Origin of the sequence: Pseudomonas sp. WS 5532, assembly GCF_012985445.1 — a bacterium.
GTDB classification, from domain to species: domain Bacteria; phylum Pseudomonadota; class Gammaproteobacteria; order Pseudomonadales; family Pseudomonadaceae; genus Aquipseudomonas; species Aquipseudomonas edaphica.
Window position 1 is genome coordinate 13010 of record NZ_JAAQWK010000031.1, and the last position, 25525, is coordinate 38534.

At 59.9% G+C, this 25525-nt stretch carries 23 protein-coding genes; 18 read left to right on the top strand and 5 right to left on the bottom strand.

What is annotated here, in order from left to right; translation table 11 throughout:
- The first annotated feature begins 15 nt into the window (after nt 1–15).
- The 14 genes from hscA (at nt 16) to HBO23_RS31260 (ending at nt 13826) form a co-directional block, all read left to right on the top strand.
- Nucleotides 16–1878 carry a Fe-S protein assembly chaperone HscA gene (hscA, locus tag HBO23_RS31195; protein WP_099550106.1) on the top strand — a complete coding sequence of 621 codons (1863 nt, stop codon included), beginning with the start codon at nt 16–18 and terminating at the stop codon, nt 1876–1878.
- A 3-nt stretch (nt 1879–1881) separates the two neighbouring features.
- Entirely contained in the window at nt 1882–2223 is a 342-nt protein-coding gene (fdx, locus tag HBO23_RS31200; RefSeq protein WP_015885743.1) for an ISC system 2Fe-2S type ferredoxin, read from the top strand.
- 14 nt (nt 2224–2237) lie between these two features.
- Nucleotides 2238–2441: a Fe-S cluster assembly protein IscX gene (gene iscX, locus HBO23_RS31205; RefSeq protein WP_017135947.1), complete on the top strand. Its 204-nt coding sequence runs from the start codon at nt 2238–2240 to the stop codon at nt 2439–2441.
- A 92-nt stretch (nt 2442–2533) separates the two neighbouring features.
- Nucleotides 2534–2959 carry a nucleoside-diphosphate kinase gene (gene ndk / locus HBO23_RS31210; RefSeq protein WP_003175956.1) on the top strand — a complete coding sequence of 142 codons (426 nt, stop codon included), beginning with the start codon at nt 2534–2536 and terminating at the stop codon, nt 2957–2959.
- A 29-nt stretch (nt 2960–2988) separates the two neighbouring features.
- A complete protein-coding gene (gene rlmN, locus HBO23_RS31215) occupies nt 2989–4137 on the top strand; it encodes a 23S rRNA (adenine(2503)-C(2))-methyltransferase RlmN (RefSeq protein ID WP_017135948.1) in 1149 nt (382 codons plus the stop codon).
- Between the two features lie 12 nt (nt 4138–4149).
- A complete protein-coding gene (gene pilW / locus HBO23_RS31220) occupies nt 4150–4908 on the top strand; it encodes a type IV pilus biogenesis/stability protein PilW (protein WP_017135949.1) in 759 nt (252 codons plus the stop codon).
- Complete coding sequence (locus HBO23_RS31225; protein ID WP_099550105.1) at nt 4908–5909, top strand: RodZ family helix-turn-helix domain-containing protein; 1002 nt, start codon at nt 4908–4910, stop codon at nt 5907–5909. Before pilW ends, HBO23_RS31225 begins: the two co-directional genes overlap by 1 nt.
- A gap of 2 nt (nt 5910–5911) precedes the next feature.
- Nucleotides 5912–7021: a flavodoxin-dependent (E)-4-hydroxy-3-methylbut-2-enyl-diphosphate synthase gene (gene ispG / locus HBO23_RS31230; RefSeq protein WP_056858733.1), complete on the top strand. Its 1110-nt coding sequence runs from the start codon at nt 5912–5914 to the stop codon at nt 7019–7021.
- 21 nt (nt 7022–7042) lie between these two features.
- Nucleotides 7043–8332, top strand: a complete 1290-nt coding sequence (hisS, locus tag HBO23_RS31235) for a histidine--tRNA ligase (protein ID WP_170040761.1) — start codon at nt 7043–7045, stop codon at nt 8330–8332.
- 41 nt (nt 8333–8373) lie between these two features.
- On the top strand, nt 8374–9015 hold the full coding sequence (locus HBO23_RS31240) for a tetratricopeptide repeat protein (RefSeq protein WP_017135953.1): 642 nt from the start codon (nt 8374–8376) through the stop codon (nt 9013–9015).
- Nucleotides 9008–10159: an outer membrane protein assembly factor BamB gene (gene bamB, locus HBO23_RS31245; protein ID WP_017135954.1), complete on the top strand. Its 1152-nt coding sequence runs from the start codon at nt 9008–9010 to the stop codon at nt 10157–10159. Before HBO23_RS31240 ends, bamB begins: the two co-directional genes overlap by 8 nt.
- A 135-nt stretch (nt 10160–10294) precedes the next feature.
- Complete coding sequence (der, locus tag HBO23_RS31250; protein ID WP_053135513.1) at nt 10295–11764, top strand: ribosome biogenesis GTPase Der; 1470 nt, start codon at nt 10295–10297, stop codon at nt 11762–11764.
- A gap of 134 nt (nt 11765–11898) precedes the next feature.
- Nucleotides 11899–13047: a pyridoxal phosphate-dependent aminotransferase gene (locus HBO23_RS31255; protein ID WP_170040762.1), complete on the top strand. Its 1149-nt coding sequence runs from the start codon at nt 11899–11901 to the stop codon at nt 13045–13047.
- Complete coding sequence (locus HBO23_RS31260; protein WP_017135957.1) at nt 13035–13826, top strand: amidohydrolase; 792 nt, start codon at nt 13035–13037, stop codon at nt 13824–13826. Before HBO23_RS31255 ends, HBO23_RS31260 begins: the two co-directional genes overlap by 13 nt.
- Nucleotides 13827–14074: 248 nt before the next feature.
- Here HBO23_RS31260 and leuA read toward each other — a convergent pair whose 3' ends face one another.
- The 4 genes from leuA to HBO23_RS31280 all read right to left on the bottom strand — a co-directional run bounded on the left by leuA (nt 14075) and on the right by HBO23_RS31280 (nt 19523).
- Nucleotides 14075–15754, bottom strand: a complete 1680-nt coding sequence (gene leuA, locus HBO23_RS31265; RefSeq protein ID WP_017138560.1) for a 2-isopropylmalate synthase — start codon at nt 15752–15754, stop codon at nt 14075–14077.
- Between the two features lie 663 nt (nt 15755–16417).
- Nucleotides 16418–17239, bottom strand: coding sequence for a peptidoglycan DD-metalloendopeptidase family protein (locus tag HBO23_RS31270; RefSeq protein WP_170040763.1), 822 nt, complete (start codon nt 17237–17239; stop codon nt 16418–16420).
- A gap of 3 nt (nt 17240–17242) precedes the next feature.
- The gene (gene xseA, locus HBO23_RS31275) at nt 17243–18622 is read right to left on the bottom strand and encodes an exodeoxyribonuclease VII large subunit (RefSeq protein WP_058422672.1); all 1380 of its coding nucleotides are present in this window, start codon (nt 18620–18622) and stop codon (nt 17243–17245) included.
- Between the two features lie 10 nt (nt 18623–18632).
- Complete coding sequence (locus tag HBO23_RS31280; protein ID WP_170040764.1) at nt 18633–19523, bottom strand: LysR family transcriptional regulator; 891 nt, start codon at nt 19521–19523, stop codon at nt 18633–18635.
- A gap of 99 nt (nt 19524–19622) precedes the next feature.
- On the opposite strand from HBO23_RS31280, the gene HBO23_RS31285 reads away from it, so the two are divergent.
- The 4 genes from HBO23_RS31285 to guaA all read left to right on the top strand — a co-directional run bounded on the left by HBO23_RS31285 (nt 19623) and on the right by guaA (nt 24454).
- Nucleotides 19623–20390 carry a sulfite exporter TauE/SafE family protein gene (locus HBO23_RS31285; protein WP_170040765.1) on the top strand — a complete coding sequence of 256 codons (768 nt, stop codon included), beginning with the start codon at nt 19623–19625 and terminating at the stop codon, nt 20388–20390.
- Nucleotides 20391–20534: 144 nt separating this feature from the next.
- Nucleotides 20535–21083, top strand: coding sequence for a hypothetical protein (locus HBO23_RS31290; RefSeq protein ID WP_015885727.1), 549 nt, complete (start codon nt 20535–20537; stop codon nt 21081–21083).
- Nucleotides 21084–21325: 242 nt separating this feature from the next.
- Nucleotides 21326–22795: an IMP dehydrogenase gene (guaB, locus tag HBO23_RS31295; protein WP_016977684.1), complete on the top strand. Its 1470-nt coding sequence runs from the start codon at nt 21326–21328 to the stop codon at nt 22793–22795.
- An 81-nt stretch (nt 22796–22876) separates the two neighbouring features.
- Nucleotides 22877–24454 (top strand): glutamine-hydrolyzing GMP synthase, encoded by a 1578-nt coding sequence (guaA, locus tag HBO23_RS31300; protein ID WP_017134673.1) that lies wholly within the window; start codon nt 22877–22879, stop codon nt 24452–24454.
- Between the two features lie 205 nt (nt 24455–24659).
- On the opposite strand, the gene treR is transcribed toward guaA, so the two are convergent.
- Complete coding sequence (gene treR, locus HBO23_RS31305; protein ID WP_017139697.1) at nt 24660–25364, bottom strand: trehalose operon repressor; 705 nt, start codon at nt 25362–25364, stop codon at nt 24660–24662.
- Nucleotides 25365–25525: the final 161 nt, after the last annotated feature.

Below are 25525 nucleotides of genomic sequence, written 5' to 3' on the forward strand. Positions count from 1 at the left end.
TAAGACCTGATTACCATGGCCCTACTGCAAATCGCCGAACCCGGCCAAAGCCCTCAACCACACCAGCGTCGCCTGGCGGTCGGGATTGACCTGGGCACCACCAATTCCCTGGTTGCTGCCTTGCGCAGCGGCCTGTCCGAGCCATTGCCCGACGCTAATGGCCAGGTGATCCTGCCCTCCGCTGTGCGTTATCACGCTGATCGCACTGAAGTCGGTGAGTCGGCCAAGCTGGCAGCGTCCAGTGACCCGTTGAATACCGTGCTGTCGGTTAAACGCTTGATGGGTCGCGGTCTTTCCGACGTCAAGCAATTGGGCGACCAGCTGCCGTACCGCTTTGTTGGCGGCGAATCCCATATGCCGTTCATCGACACCGTCCAAGGCCCGAAAAGCCCGGTTGAAGTGTCGGCCGATATCCTCAAGGTGCTGCGTCAGCGCGCAGAAAATACCTTGGGCGGCGAACTGGTCGGCGCAGTGATCACCGTTCCTGCCTATTTCGATGACGCACAGCGTCAAGCCACCAAGGACGCCGCGAAGCTTGCGGGCCTGAACGTGTTGCGCTTGCTCAACGAGCCGACCGCAGCGGCGGTGGCCTATGGCCTGGATCAGCACGCTGAAGGCCTGGTGGCTATTTATGACCTGGGCGGTGGTACTTTTGATATTTCGATTCTGCGCCTGACCGGCGGTGTGTTTGAAGTACTGGCCACCGGGGGCGACAGCGCCTTGGGCGGCGATGACTTTGACCATGCCATTGCAGGCTGGATCATCACCAGCGCTGGCTTGTCGGCTGATCTGGACCCGGGCGCGCAGCGTAATCTGCTGCAAACTGCCTGTGCGGCCAAGGAAGCACTGACTGACGCTGATTCTGTTGAAGTTTCCTACGGTAACTGGTCGGCTCAACTGACTCGCGAAGCCTTTGATGCGCTGATCGAACCGATGGTCGCTCGCAGCCTCAAGGCGTGCCGTAGGGCTGTACGTGATTCCGGTATCGAGCTGGAAGACGTGGCCGCAGTGGTCATGGTCGGCGGTTCGACGCGCGTCCCACGCGTTCGCGAAGCGGTTGCCGAAGCTTTCGGTCGCCAGCCACTGACAGAAATCGACCCGGACCAAGTAGTCGCCATCGGCGCTGCTATCCAGGCCGACACGCTTGCCGGTAACAAGCGCGAGGGTGGCGAACTGCTGCTGCTCGACGTGATCCCGCTTTCTTTGGGGTTGGAAACCATGGGCGGCCTGATGGAGAAGGTGATTCCACGCAACACCACCATCCCCGTCGCACGCGCCCAGGATTTCACCACGTACAAAGATGGCCAGACGGCCATGATGATTCATGTGCTGCAAGGCGAGCGCGAACTGATCAGCGACTGCCGCTCCCTGGCGCGCTTTGAATTGCGCGGCATCCCGGCGATGGTCGCGGGTGCGGCGAAAATTCGCGTGACCTTTCAGGTCGACGCCGATGGCCTGCTCAGCGTAGCAGCGCGTGAATTGGCCTCGGGCGTTGAAGCCAGCATTCAGGTCAAGCCGTCCTACGGCCTCACCGACGGCGAAATCGCCAAGATGCTCAAGGATTCGTTCCAATATGCCGGTGACGACAAGGTCGCCCGCGTGCTGCGCGAGCAGCAAGTCGATGCCCAGCGCCTGCTCGAAGCTGTGCAGGGCGCCCTGGAAGCCGACGGCGAGCGTCTGCTGGATGCTGAAGAGCGCATGGTTATCGACCTGCAAATGCAGGAACTGGCCGAACTGATGAAAGGCAACGATGGTTACGCCATCGAGCAGCAGACCAAGCGCCTGTCGCAAGTGACTGATGCTTTTGCCGCCCGCCGCATGGATCAGACGGTGAAAGCCGCACTGGCCGGGCGCAACCTGAATGAAATCGAGGAATAATTAATGCCGCAGGTCATTTTTCTGCCACACGCCGAGCATTGCCCGGACGGTATGGTTGTGGAGGCTGAGACCGGCAAGTCCATCCTCGAGGTTGCCCATGACAACCACATCGAGATCGAAAGCGCCTGCGGCGGTGTCTGCGCCTGCACGACCTGCCACTGCGTGATTCGCGAAGGTTTCAACTCTCTCGAAGAAGCGGACGAGCTGGAAGAGGACTTTCTGGATCGCGCCTGGGGCCTTGAGGCGACTTCTCGCCTAAGCTGTCAGGCAAAGGTCGGCACGGAAGACATTACCGTCGAAATTCCGAAATATTCCCTCAACCATGCAGCCGAAGCGCCGCATTGATTCAAGGAAATGTCATGAGCCTGAAATGGGTTGATGTACAAGAAATCGCTATACAACTTGCTGAAGCTCATCCTGAGGTCAATCCTCTTACCGTGAACTTCGTCAAATTGCGCGACCTCGTAATGGCGCTGCCGGAATTCGACGACATTCCTGACCGGGGTGGCGAAAAGGTCCTGGAGGCGATTCAGGGTCTGTGGATCGAAGAAGCAGACGACTGAGCCGACTTTTTACGCAGTTAGGCAATACCTAATAACCCGCGTATAATTCGCGGGTTTAATTTTTCGTAAATTACCGTTTCTGGAGTTACACCATGGCTGTTCAACGTACTTTCTCCATCATCAAGCCTGACGCTGTTGCAAAAAACGTCATCGGCGAGATCACCACTCGTTTCGAAAAAGCCGGCCTGAAGGTTGTAGCTTCGAAACTCAAGCAACTGTCCAAAGCTGAAGCTGAAGGCTTCTACGCTGAGCACAGCGCTCGTGGCTTCTTCGGCGACCTGGTTGCCTTCATGATCTCCGGCCCTGTTGTTGTTCAGGTTCTGGAAGGCGAAAACGCTATCGCTCTGAACCGCGAGCTGATGGGCGCTACCAACCCTAAAGAAGCCGCTGCCGGCACTATCCGTGCTGACTTCGCTGAGTCCATCGACGCCAACGCTGTTCACGGTTCGGACTCCGAAGCCGCTGCTGCTCGCGAAATCTCGTACTTTTTCGCTGCTACTGAAGTAACCGCTCGCTAAGCATCGGCTTAAAGAGTGAGGGTGAATCCATGACTACATCGACTGTTAAAACCAACCTGCTGGGTCTGACTCAACAGGAAATGGAAAAATTCTTCGACTCAATCGGGGAGAAGCGTTTCCGTGCCGGTCAGGTAATGAAGTGGATTCACCACTTTGGTGTCGACGATTTCGACGCCATGACGAACGTCAGCAAGGCCCTGCGCGACAAGCTCAAGGCCATTGCTGAGGTCCGTGGTCCCGAGGTTGTCAGCGAGGACATCTCCACCGACGGCACCCGTAAGTGGGTGGTGCGCGTGGCGTCCGGCAGCTGCGTCGAGACCGTCTACATTCCCCAGGGCAAGCGCGGCACTTTGTGCGTTTCGTCCCAGGCAGGCTGTGCCCTGGACTGCAGTTTCTGCTCCACCGGCAAGCAAGGCTTCAATAGCAACCTCACCGCCGCCGAAGTCATCGGCCAGGTGTGGATTGCCAACAAATCCTTTGGCAGCGTCCCGGCAACCGTCGACCGTGCCATCACCAACGTGGTGATGATGGGCATGGGTGAGCCGCTGCTGAACTTCGACAACGTCGTTGCCGCCATGCATTTGATGATGGACGACCTCGGCTACGGCATCTCCAAGCGCCGTGTGACCCTGTCGACTTCCGGCGTGGTGCCGATGATCGATGAGCTGGCCAAGCACATCGACGTCTCCCTGGCGCTGTCGTTGCACGCACCGAATGACGCATTGCGTAACCAATTGGTGCCGATCAACAAGAAGTATCCGCTTAAGATGCTGCTCGAATCTTGCCAGCGTTACATGGCGACCCTGGGCGAAAAGCGTGTGTTGACCATTGAGTACACCATGCTCAAGGACATCAACGACAAAGTTGAGCACGCGGTCGAAATGATCGAACTGCTCAAGAACACCCCGTGCAAGATCAACCTGATTCCGTTTAACCCGTTTCCCCATTCTGGCTACGAGCGGCCGAGCAACAACGCCATCCGTCGTTTCCAGGATCAACTGCACCAGGCCGGATACAACGTTACTGTGCGCACCACCCGTGGTGAAGACATCGACGCCGCCTGTGGCCAACTGGTCGGGCAAGTGATGGATCGCACCCGCCGCAGTGAGCGTTATATCGCCGTGCGCGAACTTAACGCCGCCGAAGATTTGCCGCAAATTGCTGTGAATCGAATCTGAGAGAGGACCTCTATGCCCTTGCGCCTTGCGCTGCTGTTGCTTTTTACCGGTCTCGCGGCCGGTTGTGTTTCATCGGGCCATGACAGCCCCATGCAAACCGGCAAAGGCCGTGACGAGGCGCGAATTGCCTATGTGCAATTGGGCTTGGGTTATCTGCGCCAGGGCATGAGCGAACAGGCCAAGGTGCCGTTGAAAAAAGCCCTTGAGCTGGACGGCGACGACGCCGATGCCAATGCCGCACTGGCGCTGGTATTCCAGGCCCAGGCCGAGCCTGAACTGGCCGACGCGTATTTTCACAAGGCCCTGGCCGCACGTCCTGCCGACCCGCGGCTGCTGAACAACTACGGCAGTTTTCTGTTTGCGCAGCAACGTTACGACCAGGCGTCCCGCTATTTCCAGCAAGCCAGTACCGATACCCTTTATCCTGAGCGTTCGCGAGTATTCGAAAACCTTGGGGTGACCTCGATACGCCTTGGCCTGCGCGACAGCGGTCGTCAGCAACTGGAAAAAGCCCTGCACCTGAACAATCGCCAGCCACGGGCTTTACTCGAAATGGCTGAGTTGTCTTACGAAGACAGGCATTATGTGCCGGCACGTGACTTTTACGAGCGTTTTAGCCTGCTCAGCGGGCAAAATGCACGTAGTCTATTGCTCGGTGTGCGCCTGGCGACGGTTCATGAAGAACGCGACACGGCCGCACAGTTTGGCCAGCAACTCGAACGACTCTATCCCGGTACGCCGGAATATCAGCAATACCTGTCGGAGCAATGATGAAAGCGGCGCACCCGGAAGTTGTAGCAGCTAATCGCGTAAACCCAGGCGAGACCTTGCGTCAGGCCCGCGAAAGCAATGGTTGGTCGCTGGCAGAAGTGGCCCTCAAGCTCAATTTGACCGCCACATCCCTGGGCAACCTGGAAGCCGGCGCGTTCGACAAGCTGCCTGGGCATACTTTTGCCCGCGGCTATATCCGCGCCTATGCAAAGTTGCTGGGCATCGACCAGGCGGTACTGGTCCAGGAATTTGACCAGTTCACCGGCACCGATTCCCAGGGCAGCAATGTGCATGGCCTGGGCCGCATCGAGGAGCCGGTACGGGTTTCCCACACTATTTTGCGGATTGTCAGCCTGTTGCTGCTGATTGCCGTAGTGGGTGGCGGTTTCGTCTGGTGGCAAGACCAGGCCTCCCAACGCACCAAAGACCTTACCAGCAACGCCATGGAGCACGTCGAAGTCGAAAGCGCCGACGGCACCACCCAGATTCACCCGCTGGATGAGCCGGAAGACCAGGCGGTTGCCCAAGGGCAGGCCGCCTCGGAAGCGCCGGCTACCACCGAGCAACCGACTCCGGAAGCGGGCACTGCACCTGCAGCCACCGCTGCTGTGCCGGCTCCAACCGTACCGGCTGCCCCGGTTGCCCAGGCGCATACGCCAGCTGCTCCGGCTGCTCCGGCGCAGGCCCCAGCGACTAACGCACCAGTGGCCCCGGCCCCGGCCGCGATTTCGCCTCCCACCACCCCGGCATTGATCGCCGGCGACGGGCATATCCAGATTACCTTCATCGCTGACTGCTGGACGCAAGTCACCGATGGCAATGGCAAAGTGCTGTTTAGCGGTCTGAAGCGTAAGGGAGATACGCTTGACCAAGGCGGCAAGCCTCCTTTGACGCTGCGTCTGGGCTTTGCCCGTGGCGCGCAAGTGGCCTACAACGGCCAGCCTGTGGACGTGGCGCCGTTCACCAGTGGCGAGACTGCTCGCCTCAAGTTGGGACAATAGTCATGCACGGCGAATCTCCAATCAAACGTCGCGTATCGCGCAAGATCTGGGTCGGCTCCGTACCGGTAGGTGGCGATGCCCCTATCGCAGTGCAGAGCATGACCAACAGCGACACCAATGATGTTGCCGCCACAGTCGCCCAGATCAACCGTCTGGAAGCGGCCGGCGTGGACATCGTGCGCGTATCCGTACCGGACATGGACGCTGCCGAGGCCTTTGGCCGCATCAAGCAACTGGTCAAGGTTCCGCTGGTCGCCGACATTCACTTCGACTACAAAATCGCTCTGCGTGTGGCCGAGCTGGGTGTGGACTGCCTGCGCATCAACCCGGGCAACATCGGTCGCGAAGACCGTGTGCGCGCCGTGGTGGACGCGGCACGTGACCGTGGCATTCCCATCCGTATCGGCGTCAACGCCGGTTCGCTGGAAAAAGACCTGCAGAAAAAGTACGGCGAACCAACCCCAGCCGCGCTGGTTGAGTCGGCATTGCGCCACGTCGAGCACCTTGAACGCCTGAATTTCCAGGACTTCAAGGTCAGCGTAAAGGCCTCCGACGTGTTCATGGCGGTAGAAGCCTACCGCCTGTTGGCCAAGGAAATCGTGCAGCCGCTGCACCTGGGTATCACTGAAGCGGGCGGTTTGCGCTCAGGCACAGTGAAATCTGCGGTGGGTCTCGGTATGCTGCTCGCCGAAGGGATTGGCGATACTATCCGCATCTCCCTGGCGGCAGACCCCGTAGAGGAAGTGAAAGTCGGCTACGACATTCTCAAATCCCTGCGTTTGCGTTCCCGTGGCATCAACTTCATTGCCTGCCCGAGCTGCTCGCGGCAGAACTTCGACGTGGTGAAAACCATGAACGACCTGGAGCTTCGCCTCGAAGACCTGCTGGTGCCGCTGGATGTAGCGGTGATCGGGTGTGTGGTCAATGGGCCGGGTGAAGCCAAGGAAGCCCATGTGGGCCTGACTGGCGGTACACCGAACCTGATTTACATCGACGGCAAGCCGTCGCAGAAACTGACGAATGAGAATCTCGTGGATCATCTGGAAAAGCTGATCCGCGAGAAAGCAGCTGAAAAGGTTGCGGCTGACGCAGCGCTGATCGCGCGCGGCTAAGAACGAATTTAAGGATTAGATGTGAGCAAGTCTCTGCAAGCCATTCGTGGCATGAACGACATCCTGCCGGAGCAGACGCCACTGTGGCGCTACTTCGAGAGCACGGTCGCGCGCCTGTTGGATAACTACGGTTACAAACAGATCCGCATGCCGATCGTCGAGTTCACCGAGCTGTTCAAGCGCTCCATCGGTGAAGTGACCGACATCGTCGAAAAAGAGATGTACACCTTTGAAGATCGCAACGGTGACTCCTTGACCCTGCGTCCGGAAGGTACAGCCGCCTGCGTGCGTGCCGTGCTCGAGCATGGTCTCACCGGTGGTGGCCAGCCGCAGAAGTTGTGGTACATCGGCCCGATGTTCCGCCACGAGCGCCCGCAGAAAGGCCGTTATCGCCAGTTCCACCAGATCGGCCTCGAGGTGTTCAACCTCGATGGTCCTGACATCGACGCCGAGCTGATCGTGCTGACCTGGCGCCTGTGGGGCCTGCTCGGCATCCGCGACGCGGTCGAGCTTGAGCTCAACAGCCTGGGCACCAGCGAATCCCGGGGTCGCTATCGCGTTGCCCTGGTCGAGTATCTGTCTGCTCACTTGGACAAATTGGATGAAGACAGCCAGCGCCGTCTGAAAACCAACCCGTTACGCGTCCTCGATACCAAGAACGCCGACACCCAAGCCGTACTGGTCGACGCGCCGAAAATGGCCGACTACCTGGACGACGAATCCCGCGTGCACTTCGAGGGCCTCAAGGCTCGCCTGGATGCGGCCGGTATTCCCTACGTGATCAACCCTAAACTGGTGCGTGGCCTCGATTACTACAGCAAGACCGTGTTCGAGTGGGTCACCGACAAACTCGGCGCCCAGGGCACCGTGTGTGCCGGTGGTCGCTACGACGGCCTGGTTGAGCAAATGGGCGGCAAGCCGACCACCGGCGTAGGTTTCGCCATGGGCATCGAGCGGCTGATCCTGCTGCTGGAAACCCTGGAGCAGGTCCCGGAAGAAATCTCCCGTCAGGTGGACGTGTACCTATGCGCCTTTGGCGAGGCCGCCGAACTGGCAGCCCTGGCCCTGAGCGAAAAAGTGCGTGACCAACTGCCGAACCTGCGCCTGCAGATCAATGCCGGCGCCGGCAGCTTCAAGAGCCAGTTCAAGAAGGCCGACAAGAGCGGCGCGCTGTATGCGCTGATCCTCGGCGATGACGAACTGGCCCAGCAAGTGATAGGTTTCAAACCCCTGCGTGGCCAGGGCGAGCAACAGAACATTGCCTTTGATGCGCTCGCCGCGCACTTGGCCACCTGCGTCGTGCAGGGTTGAAGCTGTCGAACAGCCGAATTTAGCGATTAAGGAGTATTGGGGTGTCGAGTACTGATGATGAGCAACTGGCCGAGTTCAAGGACTGGTGGCAGCGTAACGGCAAGCCCCTGGTTACTGGCGGTCTGCTGGCTTTAGTGGTGGTGTTCGGCTGGCAAGCCTGGCACAAGTATCAGGCCAACCAGTCCCAAGGCGCCTCGATCCTCTATCAGCAATTGCTGGAAACCACGCTGACGCCGGACGGCAAGCCAGATCCAGCCCAAGTGGCGGACCTTGCCGGCAAGCTGAAAAACGAATTTGGCGGTAGCACCTACGCCCAGTACGGCAGCCTGTTCGTCGCGAAAGTTGCGGTCGACACCGGCAAGCTGGATGACGCAGCCACCGAGCTGAAGGCCATCGCCGACAAACCGACCAACCCGACCCTGGGTGAAATCGCACGTCAGCGCCTGGCGCAGGTATTGGCGGCACAGAACAAGGCTGACGAAGCACTCAAACTGCTCGACGGCGATGCTGACAAGGCATTTGTGGCCACTCGTGAAGAGCTCAAGGGCGACCTGTTGGTCCAATTGGGTCGTACCGACGAAGCCCATGCTGCGTACCAAAAAGCCAAGGCGGCGCTGTCTGATGAAGCAGCGGTCGGTGGCTTACAAATCAAGCTGGACGACTTGGCCAAAGGGGATGCGTGACGTGATCCGTTGGAAACATGCAGCATTGCTGGCTCTGGCCGTTCTGGCCGCGGGTTGCAGCAGCAACAGTAAAAAAGAACTGCCTCCTGCCGAGCTGACCAGCTTCAAGGAAGAAGTGGTCCTGCAAAAGCAGTGGAGCCGCTCCGTCGGTGACGGCCAGGGCGACCTGTACAACTTGTTGCAGCCGGCAATCGACGGCGACAACATCGTGGCCACTGACTCCACTGGCGTTGTCATGGCCATGGATCGTATGAATGGCGACGTGAAGTGGAAGAAAGACCTCGAGCTGCCGGTTTCCGGTGGTGTGGGCGTCGGCTACGGCATGGTGCTGATCGGTACGCTTAAAGGCGACGTGGTGGCTCTGGACTCGGCAACGGGTGAAGAGAAATGGCGCGCTCGGGTGACCAGTGAAGTGCTCGCAGCGCCGGCGACCAACGGCGACGTTGTCGTGGTGCAGACCCAGGATGACCGTGTGATCGGCCTGGATGCCGCCACCGGTAACCAGCGCTGGTTGTATGACAGCACCCCGGCGGTGTTGACCCTGCGCGGTACCAGTGGTCCGATTGTGACGAACAACCTGGCCGTTGCTGGCCTGTCGACCGGTAAAGTGGTCGCCCTGGATACTCAGAACGGCGTGCCGGCCTGGGAAACCCGTGTGGCCATCCCGCAAGGTCGCTCCGAGCTGGACCGCGTAGTGGACATCGACGGCGGCCTGCTGCTGTCGGGTGAAACCATTTACGTGGCCACTTACCAGGGCCGTGTTGCGGCGCTGGACCTGCAAAGCGGCCGCATCAACTGGCAGCGTGATGCTTCCAGCTACGCCGGTGTCGCCCAAGGGTTCGGCAGCGTCTACGTAAGCCTCGCTTCCGGCACCGTTGAAAGTGTCGACGAGCGTTCCACCACTGCGCTGTGGAGCAACGACTCCCTGGCTCGCCGTCAACTGTCGGCACCGGAAGTGTTCTCCAGCTACGTAGCGGTAGGTGACTTCGAAGGTTACCTGCACCTGCTGAGCCAGGTAGACGGTCGTTTTGTCGGCCGCGAGCGTATCGACAGCGACGGTCTGCGTGCGCGTCCGCTGGTTGTGGGTAACATGCTTTACGTGTTTGGCAACAGCGGCAAGCTGGAAGCCCTGACCATCAAGTAAGCAACTATGCTTGGGGTAAAACCCAGGCGGCCCCGCTTCGGCGGGGCATGCGGCATTTGACTATGCTGCCCCGAGCACCAGCCGCTGCCTTGCAGCGGCTTTTGTATTTTCTGAAATAACGAAGTGGAGAGCCGCATGGTTCCCGTAATCGCCCTGGTGGGCCGACCTAACGTCGGCAAGTCCACCTTGTTCAACCGCCTGACCAGGACTCGTGACGCCATCGTTGGCGACTTGTCCGGTCTGACCCGTGATCGCCAATACGGTGAGGCAAAGTGGCAAGGGCGCTCCTACATTATTGTCGACACCGGTGGTATCTCCGGTGACGAGCATGGCATGGACGAAAAGATGGCCGAGCAGTCGCTGCTCGCTATCGAAGAAGCCGATGTCGTGTTGTTCCTGGTGGACGCCCGTGCGGGCTACACCGCTGCCGACCAAATGATTGGCGAGCACCTGCGCAAGCGCAACAAGCGTTCCTATCTGGTCGCCAACAAGATCGATAACATCGATCCTGAAGCGGCCCGTGCCGAATTCAGCCCGATGGGCCTGGGCGATGCGATCCCGGTCGCCGGTGCCCACGGTCGCGGCATCACCCAGATGCTGGAAATCGCCCTGCGCGACTTCCCCAAGGATGACGCTGAGGAAGAAGAGGGCGAGGAAGAGATCGTTGCCGAAGGTGAGGAAGCCAAGCGCATTCCTGGCCCGAGCGAAAAAGACGGTATCAAGATCGCCATCATCGGCCGTCCGAACGTCGGCAAGTCGACCCTGGTTAACCGCATGCTCGGTGAAGACCGGGTCATCGTGTATGACCAGCCGGGTACTACCCGCGACAGTATCTACATCCCGTTCGAACGTAACGACGAGAAGTACACGCTGATCGACACCGCCGGTGTGCGCAAGCGCGGCAAGATCCACGAGGAAGTTGAAAAGTTCTCGGTGGTCAAAACCCTGCAGGCGATCAAAGACGCCAACGTGGTGATCTTCGTGATGGACGCCCGCGAAGGCGTGGTGGACCACGACCTCAACTTGCTGGGCTTTGCCCTGGAAGCCGGTCGTGCCCTCGTAATCGCGATCAACAAGTGGGACGGCATGACGCCGAGCGAGCGCGATTTCGTCAAGATCGAGCTGCAACGTCGGCTGTTCTTCGTCGAGTTCGCCGATATCCACTTTATCTCGGCACTGCACGGCACCGGCGTGGGCAACCTCTACGCGTCCGTGCAGAACTCGTTCAAGTCTGCGGTTACTCGCTGGCCGACCAACCGCCTGACCCAGATCCTGGAAGATGCGGTCGGTGAGCACGCGCCACCGATGGTCAACAACCGTCGGATCAAACTGCGTTACGCCCACTTGGGTGGTGCCAACCCGCCGATTATCGTGATCCACGGTAACCAGATCGAGAAGGTGCCCAAGTCCTACGTGCGTTACCTGGAAAACACCTACCGCCGTGTCTTGAAACTGGTCGGTACGCCGATCCGTATCGAGTTCAAGGGTGGCGAGAACCCATACGAAGGCAACAAGAACACACTGACTGACCGTCAGGTGAACAAGAAGCGTCGTCTGATGACTCACCACAAGAAAGCCGACAAGAAGCGCCGCGACAAGAAATAAGCGCCGCTTTGAGTTGTGAGCGACACGCTGCAAGAGAGGGCTCCTTTGGAGCCCTTTTTTGTGCGCGGTGGTTTGTGCCTTGACCCGATGCTTGGGGCAGCTTAAAACTTGGGCCTCACCTGCAGGGGCCTCCGATGATCACCAGCAAGCTGCCGAATGTCGGCACCACTATTTTCACCACCATGTCGCAACTCGCTGCCGAAACCGGCGCGCTCAACCTGTCCCAGGGCTTTCCCGATTTTAATGGCCCTCAAGGCTTGCTCGATGCCGTAGGCAAGCATATCGCCCTCGGCCATAACCAATACGCACCGATGACCGGCCTGCCCGTGTTGCGCCAACAAGTGGCGGCCAAGATCGCCCGCAGTTATGGCGCCACAGTGGATGTCGACAGCGAAGTGACCATCACCCCAGGCGCGACCGAGGCGATCTTTTGCGCGATCCAGGCGGTCATCCGCAACGGCGATGAAGTCATCGTGTTCGACCCCAGCTACGACAGTTACGAGCCGTCGGTCGAGCTGGCCGGTGGCCGTTGCGTGCATGTGCAATTGAGCCTGCAAGGCTTCGCGCTCGACTTTGACAGGGTCAAGGCCGCGCTCTCACCGCGCACGCGCATGATCATCCTCAACTCGCCGCACAACCCCACCGGCGCGTTGATCAGCCAGGCCGAGCTGGACCAATTGGCTGAACTGATCCGCGACCGTGATATCTACCTGGTCAGTGATGAGGTGTATGAGCATTTGGTGTTCGATGGCGTGCCCCATGTCAGCGTGCTGGCCCACGAAGAGTTGTATCAGCGGGCGTTTGTGGTCAGCTCCTTCGGCAAGACCTACCACGTCACTGGCTGGAAAACCGGCTACGTGGTCGCACCCCCGGCCCTGACCGCCGAGCTGCGCAAGGTGCATCAATATGTCAACTTTTGCGGCGTGACCCCTTTGCAGTACGCTTTGGCTGACTTCATGGCCGAACACCCGGAACACGTCGAGCAATTGCCGGCCTTTTATCAGGCCAAGCGCGACCTGTTCTGCGACCTGCTGGCGCCGTCGCGTTTCAGCTTTACCCGGGTGGCCGGCACTTACTTCCAACTGGTGGATTACTCGCAGATTCGCCCCGACCTGGATGACGTCGCCATGTCACTGTGGATGACCCGCGAACACGGCGTGGCGACCATCCCCGTCTCGGTGTTCTATCAGAGCCCGCCGCAAGGCCAGCGCCTGGTGCGCCTGTGCTTTGCCAAACGCGAGGAGACGCTGCAACACGCGGCGGAGAAACTATGCGTGATTTGACTGCATTACCCGACCTGAATATTGCCTTGGTCCAGACCAGCCTGGTATGGCATGACCGTCAGGCCAACCTCGAACATTTCGAGTTGTTGCTGGAGCAGGCCAAAGGCGCCGACCTGATTGTACTGCCGGAGATGTTCACCACCGGTTTCTCCATGGAGTCGCAAACCCTTGCCGAGCCGGAACATGGCCCGACTCATCATTGGCTGCAAGCCCAGGCGGCGAAGTACAACGCGGTGATCACCGGCAGCGTGATCATCCAGGCAGCCGACGGCAGCCACCGTAACCGTCTGCTATGGGCACGCCCGGACGGGGAAGTGTTGCACTATGACAAGCGTCACCTGTTCCGTATGGCTGGCGAGCACGACCATTACACGCCCGGCGAGCGCCAGGTACAGTTCGAGTTGAAGGGTTGGCGTATACGCCCGTTGATTTGCTACGACTTGCGCTTCCCGGTGTGGAGCCGTGATGCCCAGGACACTGACCTGCTGCTGTACACCGCGAACTGGCCAGGTGCGCGGCGTCAGCACTGGAACCGCTTGCTGCCGGCACGGGCTATCGAGAACCTGTGTTACGTGGCGGCAGTCAATCGGGTGGGTACCGATGGCAAGGGCTTTGCCTACACCGGGGACAGCCAGGTGCTGGACTTCCAGGGTGAGACCTTGCTGAGTGCGGGGGAGGCGGACGGGGTGTTTCAGGTGTGCCTGAATGCGGCAGAGTTGGCGATGTATCGCGAAAAATTTCCAGCGAATCTGGATGCCGATAGGTTTCAGTTTGTCTGACAGACCGCTATCGCGGGCAAGCCCGCTCCCACAGGTGAATGCATTCCAAATGTGGGAGCCGGGCTTGCCCGCGATGGGGCCCTACAGATCGTTCCCACGCTCCGCGTGGGAATGCAGCCCCGGACGCTCTGCGTCCGCTTTCAGAGTTGTGACGCAGAGCGTCACCGCAGGCATTCACACGCAGAGCGTGGGAACGATCAGGCCCCTGGATTCTCACCCAGGGGCCTTTTGCATTACCGCGACAGCGCTTACGCCGCCTTCGCTTCCAGCTGGCTCAACGAGCGGTTCAGCGCACTGAACACCGCCTTGAAGCTCGCCGTGGTGATATTTTCATCAATCCCCACACCATGCACCGGACGCTCGCCGTTCACGCGCAGCTCGATGTAAGCCGCCGCCTTGGCATGGGTACCGGCGCCGATCGCGTGTTCGTTGTAGTCCATGATCTCAACCTTGATCGGCAGCGCCGCAACCAGCGCTTCCAAAGTGCCGTAGCCCTTGCCGTTCCAGCGCAGGTTGGTTTCGCCCTGGCCCTTGCCCGAGACTTCCACTTCCACGGTGCTATTGCCGTTTTCTTCCTGCAGGCGATGGCTGACCAGCGCGTACGGGGTGTTGGCTTGCAGGTATTCACGCTGCAACAAGGCGTAGATCTGTGGTGCAGTCATCTCCAGGCCCACGCGGTCGGTCTCGGCCTGTACCACTTGGCTGAACTCGATTTGCATGCGGCGTGGCAAGCTGATGTCGTACTCCTGCTCCAGCAGGTAGGCGATGCCGCCTTTGCCCGACTGGCTGTTTACGCGGATCACCGCCTCGTAGCTGCGGCCGATATCCGCCGGGTCGATCGGCAAGTACGGCACTTCCCACAGCGCGTCGGCTTTCTGCTGGGTAAAGCCCTTGCGGATTGCGTCCTGGTGGGAGCCGGAGAAAGCGGTGTGCACCAGGTCGCCGACGTACGGGTGACGTGGGTGCACCTGAATCTGGTTGCACTCCTCGACGACTTTGCGCACGCCATCGATATCGGAAAAGTCCAGCTGCGGGTCGAGGCCTTGGGTGTACATGTTCAAGGCTACGGTCACGAGATCGACGTTACCGGTACGCTCGCCGTTGCCGAACAGGCAGCCTTCGACACGGTCAGCGCCGGCCATCAGGCCCAGCTCGGTAGCAGCCACGCCGGTGCCGCGGTCGTTGTGGGTGTGCAGGCTGATGATCACGCTGTCACGACGGTTGATATGGCGGCCGAACCACTCGATCTGGTCGGCATAGATGTTGGGTGTCGCGCATTCAACCGTGGCCGGCAGGTTGAGGATCATCTTGTGCTCTGGCGTCGGGTTCCATACCTCGATCACCGCATCACACACTTCCTTGGCGAACTCCAGCTCCGTGGCGCTGAAGGTCTCTGGGGAGTACTCGAAAGTCCACTGGGTTTCCGGCTGCTGGGCGGCGTATTTGACGAACAGCTTGGCCGCGTTGACCGCGATGGCCTTGATGCCATCTTTGTCCTGGTTGAACACGATGCGGCGGAACGACGGCGATGTGGCGTTGTACAAGTGCACGATGGCCTTTTTAGCGCCGCGCAGGGATTCGAAAGTACGTGCGATCAGGTCTTCACGGCCCTGGGTCAGCACCTGGATGGTGGTGTCCGCGGGGATGTGGTTGTCTTCGATCAAGGTGCGCACGAAGTCGAAGTCGGTTTGCGACGCGGCTGGGAACGAGGCCTCGATTTCCTTCACGCCTACAGACACCAGGGTCTTCCAGAAACGCAGCTTTTTCGCGGCGTCCATCGGCTCGATCAGCGACTGGTTGCCATCACGCAGGTCGGAGCTGCACCAGATCGGCGCTTCAGTGATGGTCTTCGACGGCCACGTGCGGTCCGGGATATCGATGGTCGGGAACGCGCGGTACTTCGAAGACGGGTCTTTGAGCATGCTCATCGGGAAATCCTTTGTAGTAGGGGCCGAGAAAAGGCGGCCTGCCGTAAAACTGTTATTGGGGGCGAAGCTTGGGACGAGGCAGATCGATTCAGCCTGGCAGTCGTGCGCTGACGAGGCACAGGCTGCGGTGCTGGCGGAGCTGAATGAGGGTGTGAGAGGTTTTCATAAGCTCAACCCTAACCGCAGGGGTGAAAGATGGCAAGCAGTCGGGAAAAATTGAGATAAGTTCTGATATTTGGCTGGGATTCGATATTTTGTGTCGGTTATTGAGTGTGGGGTTTCTTTTTATTGCGCGGTACTTATCGGGCGCGCAATTGGGCTGGCAGGCCTGGCGTCATCGCGGGCAAGCCCGGCTCCCACAGGGAATCGCGTTCACCTGTGGGAGCCAGGCTTGCCCGCGATGAGCATAGGTATCTACACAACCGGTTAACACGAAGTCTGTGGCAGGTGGGCTGTTGTGGCTAGCAGGCTTGTCCTGCGTTGGGCTGCGAAGCGGCCCCAGTAAAGGCACGGCAATTTTGCTGAAAGTACTCAGCGTCTGTTTTTGGGGCTGCTTCGCAGCCCAACGCAGGACAAGCCTGCTCGCCACAGGAGAAATAGGCTGCTTTTAAAAGTTGTGTAGATACCTATGCCACGATGAGGCCGGTAGGTTGAATATTTTTATCAGGGCTGGAACGCGCCAATAAAGATCGCCGGGTCAACCCGCGCATCGTTAAGGCTGATGTTCCAATGCATGTGCGGCCCGGTCGCCCTGCCCGTGGAACCGACCTTGCCTACCACCGCGCCGCGTGCCAGTTGGTCGCCAACTTTTACGTCGATCTTCGACATATGGCAGAACATGCTGATAAAGCCCTGGCCATGGTCGACGAACACGGTGTTGCCGTTGAAGAAGTAATTGCCGGTGAGGATCACCTTGCCCGCCGCCGGCGTCTTGATCGGCGTGCCCGCGCCCACGGCAAAGTCCAGGCCCGAATGCGGGTTGCGTTCCTCGCCATTAAAGAAGCGGCGCACGCCGAACTTGCTCGACAGTGGCCCGTTGACCGGTTTGTCCAGCAGCAGGTTGCTCGGTGTGTTCGGACTGAAGCTGCGGTAAGCCTTGAGCTGCACGGCCAGTTCGCCCTCGATGCGCTTGAGTTGCGCCGGGGCCGGGTTCACCTGGCTTTTGTTTTTCAAGGTGATGTGCTGTTCGGGGTATTTCTTGAAGCCCACCACAAACGGCAAGTTCTGCCCGCCGCTGGTGATGCGCTCGGTACCGGGTTTGACGGTCAGCGGGATCCCGACAATCGCCAGCCAGTTGTTCTGCTCCTTGACCACCAGCACCGGCCGGTTCTGGTAGGTGGCTTTAGGCGCGGCCGTTGAAGTGCCCAGGTCAATCACCGCGACGCCACCCGGCACCGGCTTGTTCAGCAACCGCGTGATGTAGCTGTCGGCGTGGGCGTTGAAGGTCAGGCACAAGAGCATCAGCAGGCTAAATAAACGTGGCATCAATCAATCCAGTAACGAAAGGGTGACGGGCGTCAGGTGGTTATCTTCCACCCGCACCTGCAATTGGCCTTCGCCGAGCCGCGCGGTCAGGCGTTGGCCGGTGTGGGTTTGCGCGGCGTTGCGGATCGCCTGGCCGCGCTCGTCCAGCAGGATGCTGTAGCCACGGCCCAGAGTCGCAAGCGGACTGACCACCTGCAACGTCTGCACCTGGCTTTGCAGTTGCAGGCGGCGTGCCTTAAGGCCTTCGCGCATGGCGCGGGGCAGGCGTTCTGCGAGGCTATCGAGGCGCTGGCGCAGCAACGCCAGTTGACGGCCGGGGTGTTGGCCTGCGAGGCGGGTTTCGAGGCGGATCAGGCGTTCGCGACGGGTATTGAGGCTGCGCTCGAAGGCGCGGCGCAGGCGCATGTCCAGGTCGTCCAAACGCTGGGCTTGCTGGCGCAGACGTTCGCCAGGGTGACGCAGGCGGCGGGCCATGCCTTCCAGGCGCAGGCGATCATGGCTCAGGCGGTTGCGCATCAGCATCACCAGGCGGCGGTGCAGGTTTTCGACTTGGCGCACCAGGTGGCTGGCATCTGGTGCGAGCAATTCGGCGGCGGCGGAGGGCGTGGGGGCGCGTACGTCCGCCACAAAGTCGCAGATCGACACGTCGGTTTCATGGCCGACGGCGCTGACGATGGGCGTCACGCAAGCATCCACCGCGCGGGCCACTGCCTCTTCATTGAAGCACCACAGGTCTTCGAGCGAACCGCCGCCTCGGGCCAGGATCAACGCGTCGAAACCGCGCGCATCCGCCAGTTTCAGCGCGCGCACAATCTGCGGGATGGCTTCGCGGCCCTGTACGGCGGTGGGGATCAGTGTCAGTTCAACGTTCGGCGCACGACGACGGAACACGCTGATGATGTCGCGAATCACCGCGCCCGTCGGCGAGCTGATAATCCCAATGCGCCGAGGGTGCGCCGGCAGCGGCACCTTGCGCTCCGCGCTGAACAGGCCTTCGGCGCTGAGCTTTTCCTTCAACGCGTCAAAGGCCAAACGCAGCGCGCCATCGCCGGCAGGTTCCACGGTGTCGAGGATCAGTTGGTAGTCGCCACGGCCCTCAAACAGCGAGACCTTGCCGCGCACTTTCACCGCCAAACCGTCTTTCAACGCCTGGCGTACTCGAGCGGCATTGTTGCGAAACAGCGCGCAACGCACTTGGGCGCCGCTGTCCTTGAGGGTGAAATACACATGGCCGGATGCCGGGCGGGCGAGGTTGGAGATCTCGCCTTCGACCCAGATATTGGTGAACACGTCTTCCAGCAACACCCGCGCGCGGCCGTTGAGCTGGCTGACAGTCAGGACTTCGCGGTCCAGGCCCAAGCGGGCAAAAGGATCTTTAATCATGGGCGGCAGTTTATAGGCATTCGCGCAAGGTTTGGCAGAATTGCTCCACCAGCGCGCTTGGCTTCTGCGCACAGGCCAAGGCCACGGTGCTGAGGCAGTCCGGGTCGGCCAGGGGCAAAAAGTGCAGGTTGGCGGGGGCAATGTCCTGCATGGATTTTGGTAACAAGGCAATACCGAATCCGGCCTGGATCAGTTGCAACTGCGTGGTTTTGCGCGACATCACTCGCGCCGCCTTGGGGAAAAATCCTGCACGCATGCACAGCTCGGCCGACAGATAACTCAGGCCGCCGCGTTTGGGATGGGGGATCGAGATAAACGCTTCGTCCTTGAGTTGCTCCAGTTCGATCGGGTTATTACTGCGGGCCAGCGAGTGATTGGGCGGCACAGCCAGCAACAGTTGTTCGCTATATAAAGGCACCACGCGCACGCCTTCGCGCTGTCGCAGCACCGGTAACCGTAAAAGGCCGACTTCCAGGCGCCCGTCGGCAATTTCTTCAAGTTGCGCCTCGGAAGACAGTTTGACGATATCCATCGATACGCCGGGGCAACGCTGCAGCCAGGTGCTGATGCCGTGCAGCAATGGCCCGCTCATCGGCACGGTGCTCGAATGGCTCAGGCGCAGGGTGCCAAGCTGACCCTTGCCAACCAGGGTGGCCATCTCGCTGGCCTTGAGCAGCTCGCTCAGCAGGTTGCGCGCCCTCGGGTAAAAGGCTTCGCCCGCCGCCGTCAGCCGGGGCTGGCGCGCGGTGCGTTCAAACAAAGGGGTTTGCAGCTGGGTTTCCAGCGCCTTGATCTGGCGGCTCAGGGCCGATTGCGCCACGAACAAACGCTCGGCGGCGGCGCTGAAGCTGCCGCTGTCGGCGATCTCTACGAAGTAGCGCAGTTGGCGGGTCGAGATCACTTGTCATGCCTTTTCAAGATAAGTGGATGGCTTTGAAGATATTAGTCGCAACACTCGGCGATGGCTAAAGTGTTGGTTATCTCTTTCAAGGAATACGACATGAGCCCGGTTGAGCTGATGAGCCAGTGGTCGTTCAGTGGTGTCGATTGGCTGGTCATCGGCCTGGGTGTGGTGCTGGCCTATATCGTCTTCGGTATTGCAGGCTTTGGCACGGCGCTGGTGGCGGGGCCGATCCTGATTGTGTTTATGCCGCTGTCGAAGATCATCCCGCTGCTGGTGCTGCTGGATTTTGTCGCGGCCTTTGGCAATCTGCTGCAATCGCGGCGAGACGTGAACAAGCCCGAGCTGCTGCGGTTGCTGCCATGCATGGCCATCGGTTGTACGCTGGGTGTGATCTTTCTGCTCAACCTGCATTCGGATCTGCTGTTGCTGCTGATGGGGGTGTTTATCAGCGCCTATGCGATCTACAGCTTGTCGGTGAAGGCGCGGCCCACTCAGCTTTCCAAAGGTTGGTCGATTCCAATGGGCACCGTCGGCGGCCTGTTTGGTGCGCTGTTCGGCAGCGGCGGCTTTTTATATGCGATCTACCTCAACAGCCGTTTGCCCAAGGATACGGCGCGGGCCACGCAAAGTGCGTTGATCAGTTGCAGCACGGTGGTGCGCTTGAGTCTGTTCCTGATTGCCGGGGTGTATGCGGACTTGCCGTTGCTGTTGTTGGCGCTGTGCCTGTTGCCGGCGATGGCCCTGGGGCTGTGGTGTGGGCGCAGGTTGACGATGCGGATGTCCCGCGAAGCCTTTGTGCGCTTGGTGACTTGGTTGGTGTTGGCCAGTGGGATTGCATTGATTGGGCGGTATTTGAGCACTTGACCTGTGTGGGGCAGGGATTAAGCTGCCAGGCTTCAAGGCCTCATCGCAGGCAAGCCAGCTCCCACAGGTGAATGCATTCCAAATGTGGGAGCCGCGCTTGCCCGCGATGTCGGCAGTCGCCACACCGCAGGGCTCCCAAGCACCATGAACTCCCAAAGCATCCTTGTCCCCAAAATCTCCACCTTGCCCGTCCACGAACCCCGCGCCCGGGCCATCGTGCGTTGGCTGGTGCGCAAGAACATCATCAAGGAAGAGCTGACCACCTGCGGGCGCACCGGCAACCGCATGGCCTACGCCCTGGCCGACGGCGCCCGCGCCGTGGTGCTGCACCCCGAAGCGCTGCCGTTCAACGAGCCGATCAATGGCCTGGAGATCATCTACAAGCGCTGCATCTACACGCCGGCCAAGGGCTTTCTCGAAGAGGCCGGCTGCCCGGAGTGCCTTAAAGAAGTCGGCGAGGCGCTGTTCGAAAGCCTGGAAGACTGGATGCCCGGCCACACCGATAACTTCACTTGCCCGTTGTGTGGGCATGAAGATGACATCAATGGGTTTCTGTTCCTGCAGGAATGCGGCTTCTCCAACCTGGGTTTCATCTTCAACAACTGGGCGGAAGCGGGATTCAAGCAGAGCTTTATCGACGAATTTGCCGACTGGCTGGACCAGAAGATGAGTTGGGTCAAAGTCGAGCTTTAACCTGATCGTTCCCACGCTCCTGCGTGGGAATGCATCCCGTGACGCTCCGCGTCACCATTGCGCAAGACCCCGGACGCGGAGCGTCCCTGGCGGCATTCCCACGCGGAGCGTGGGAACGATCTAGCGCTGCAGGTTTTATCCATCTATCAGTATTACCAAGTTTGTCAGAGTTTTACATTGAGCCCGACAGGGTGCATGTATATAATGGCGCGCTTCCATTTTCCCGCTCGGGAGCCCCCGCGATGCTGCGTATCAGCCAAGAAGCTCTGACATTCGACGACATTCTCCTAGTGCCCGGTTATTCCGAGGTGCTTCCTAACGAAGTCAGTCTCAAGACCCGCCTAACCCGTGGCATCGAGCTGAATATTCCTCTGGTTTCCGCTGCCATGGACACCGTCACTGAAGCCCGTTTGGCAATCGCCATGGCTCAGGAAGGCGGCATTGGCATCATCCACAAGAACATGACCATCGAGCAGCAAGCTGCCGAAGTGCGCAAGGTCAAGCGTTACGAAGCCGGTGTGGTGAAAGATCCAATCACCATCGAAGCCGACGCCACCGTGCGTGATCTGTTCGACCTGACCCGCCTGCACAACATCTCCGGCGTTCCGGTACTGCACGATGGCGACCTGGTCGGCATCGTCACTTCCCGTGACGTGCGTTTCGAGAACCGTCTTGAAGTCACCGTCCGTGAAGTGATGACGCCTAAAGAGCGCCTCGTTACTGTCAAGGAAGGCGCCGACAAGAACGATGTGCGCGAATTGCTGCACAAGCACCGCATCGAGCGCGTGTTGATCGTCGACGACAAATTCGCCCTCAAAGGCATGATGACCGTCAACGACATCGAAAAAGCCAAGGCTTACCCGCTGGCCAGCAAGGATGACCAAGGTCGTCTGCGCGTCGGCGCTGCGGTCGGCACCGGTAAAGACACCGGTGATCGCGTTTCGGCCCTCGTGGCAGCCGGTGTTGACGTGGTGGTGGTCGACACTGCCCACGGCCACTCCAAAGGCGTGATCGACCGCGTTCGCTGGGTCAAACAGAATTTCCCTGACGTACAGGTTATCGGCGGCAACATCGCCACCGGCGCAGCTGCCAAGGCCCTGGCCGAAGCCGGCGCCGATGCGGTCAAGGTCGGTATCGGCCCTGGCTCCATCTGCACCACGCGTATCGTCGCCGGTGTAGGCGTGCCGCAAATCAGCGCCATCGCCAACGTCGCCGCTGCCCTTGAAGGCACGGGCGTTCCGTTGATCGCCGACGGCGGCATCCGTTTCTCCGGTGACCTGTCCAAGGCCATCGTAGCCGGTGCTTCCTGCGTGATGATGGGCTCGATGTTCGCCGGTACCGAAGAAGCACCAGGCGAGATCGAACTGTTCCAGGGCCGTTCGTACAAGGCTTACCGCGGCATGGGTTCGCTGGGCGCCATGTCCCAGGCGCAGGGCTCTTCCGACCGTTACTTCCAGGACTCCTCGGCAGGCGCCGAGAAGCTCGTACCGGAAGGCATCGAAGGCCGTGTGCCGTACAAAGGCACCCTGAGCGCGATCATCCATCAATTGATGGGCGGCCTGCGTTCCTCGATGGGCTACACCGGCAGCGCCGACATCGAAGAAATGCGCACCAAGCCAGAGTTCGTACGGATCACCGGCGCCGGCATGGCTGAATCCCATGTCCACGACGTGCAGATCACCAAGGAAGCGCCGAACTACCGCGTAGGTTGAGGCTTCCAGCAAAACGTTAAGTAACCGGGGCTGTTCTTTCAGCCCCGAGTTGTTTCTGATTCATTAGACGAGACTGACTTCATGGCCCTCGACATTCACGCCCACCGCATCCTGATCCTCGACTTCGGTTCCCAGTACACCCAACTGATCGCCCGCCGCGTGCGTGAAATCGGCGTGTACTGCGAACTGCACCCGTTCGACATGGACGACGAAGCGATCCGCGAATTCGCACCGAAAGGCGTCATCCTTGCCGGTGGCCCCGAGTCCGTGCACGAAGCCAACAGCCCGCGTTGCCCGCAAGCCGTATTCGACCTGGGCGTGCCCGTCTTCGGTATCTGCTACGGCATGCAGACCATGGCCGAGCAACTGGGCGGCAAGGTTGAAGGTTCCGAACTGCGTGAATTCGGTTATGCCCGTGTCGACGTGGTCGGCAAGAGCCGCCTGCTGGACGGCATCGAAGACCACATCGACGCCGACGGCCTGTTCGGCCTCGACGTGTGGATGAGCCACGGTGACAAGGTCACCAAGATGCCGGAAGACTTCCACATCCTGGCCAGCACCCCGAGCTGCCCGATTGCCGGCATGTTCAACGACGAGCGCGGCTATTACGGCGTGCAGTTCCACCCGGAAGTGACCCACACCAAGCAAGGCGGCCGTATCCTGTCGCGCTTCATCCTCGACATCTGCCAATGCGAAGCCCTGTGGACCCCGTCGAAAATCGCTGAAGACGCCATCGCCAACGTGCGTGCCCAGGTGGGTACCGACAACGTATTGCTCGGCCTGTCCGGCGGCGTTGACTCCTCCGTGGTTGCCGCGCTGCTGCACAAAGCCATCGGCGACCAGCTGACTTGCGTGTTCGTCGACAATGGCCTGCTGCGCCTGCACGAAGGCGAGCAAGTGATGGCCATGTTCGCTGAGAACATGGGCGTCAAGGTGATCCGCGCCAACGCCGAGGACCAGTTCCTCAACAACCTGGCGGGCGAAAGCGACCCAGAGAAGAAGCGCAAGATCATCGGCCGCACCTTCATCGACGTGTTTGATGCCCAGTCCAACAAACTGGACAACATCAAGTACCTCGCCCAGGGCACCATCTACCCTGACGTGATCGAGTCGGCTGGCGCCAAGAGCGGCAAGGCTCACGTGATCAAGTCCCACCACAACGTGGGTGGCCTGCCGGAGGAGATGAACCTCAAGCTGGTAGAACCACTGCGCGAACTGTTCAAAGACGAAGTCCGCCGCCTGGGCCTGGAACTCGGCCTGCCGTACGACATGGTCTACCGCCACCCATTCCCAGGCCCGGGCCTGGGCGTGCGCATCCTGGGTGAAGTGAAAAAGGAATACGCCGACCTGCTGCGTCGCGCCGACCACATCTTCATCGAAGAACTGCGCAAGGCCGACTGGTACCACAAGGTCAGCCAGGCGTTCGTGGTGTTCCAACCGGTGAAATCGGTGGGTGTTGTGGGTGATGGCCGTCGTTACGCGTGGGTTGTTGCGCTGCGTGCCGTAGAGACCATCGACTTCATGACCGCGCGTTGGGCACACCTGCCGTACGAGCTGCTGGAGACTGTCAGCGGCCGTATCATCAATGAAATCGAAGGTATTTCGCGCGTGACGTATGACGTGTCGAGCAAGCCGCCGGCGACGATTGAGTGGGAGTGATCCTGCGCTAGCAGGTGAATGCTGAATAACAAAACCCCGGCCATGTGCCGGGGTTTTGTGTTTCTGGAATACGCCAGATCAAACAACACTGATCGAAGTGTGGGAGCGGGCTTGCCCGCGATGAGGGCCTATCAGGCAACACATCGATAACTGACAGGACGCCATCGCGGGCAAGCCCGCTCCCACATTTGATCTTCTTTCGGCTTTAGCGCCGCGCAATATCCGAAAAATAAAACTTATCCAACGTATGCCGCGACTCGGTGTACTCGAACTGCCTGCCATCCTGCAAAAACGTCTGGTTGCTCACCACAATCACATGGCTTTGCCCATCCAGATCCAGATGCGCCTGGTCGTCCTTGCTGCGCGGCAGGGCTTCGATGGTGCGCTGCGCATAACTGATCTGCAGCTCCAGCGTCTGTTCGATAAACGCATAGATCGACTGCTCGGCGATGTCGCGGTCCAGGCCGGGGATCAGGTCAGCCACAAAGTGGTTGATGTCCAGGATCACGCGTTTGCCGCCGATGCGCCGTACCCGTTTGATGCGGGTAATCAGAGCGCCGGGCGCGGCTTCGATGTGTTGCAGCAGCGAGCCTTCCAGCGGGAACTGGCTGAATTCGACCACCTCGGTGCGTACGTCGTCACCCAGGTCGGCGTGGGTTTCGTGGAAGCTGACGATGCCGCCCAGTTGGAACTCAATGGGGTTGGGCGACAACACAAACGTGCCCTTGCCGTGGATTTTTTGCGCAAAACCGCGCTCCTGCAACTGCTCGATGGCGCGGCGCACCGTGCCACGGCTGGCCTGGTAGGCGTCCATCAGTTCGGTTTCAGAGGGAAGGCGCGTACCGCGTTGCAGGCGTTCAGTGGTGATGCTGGCAAGCAGATCCGTATAGATCTGGTTGTATTTGCTCATGGGGATGGCTCTGTGCCCGGCTTGATGAAGGTGAACGGCGGGTTCAAGGCAGGAACCTTAGTGGCAGAGGTGGGCTTTGTCCATTGGACCGGCGTGGAATTAGGGAAATGTCTGACTTCAAATTCAGAAAAATAAACTTTATGTAACTCGTACAGACGAGT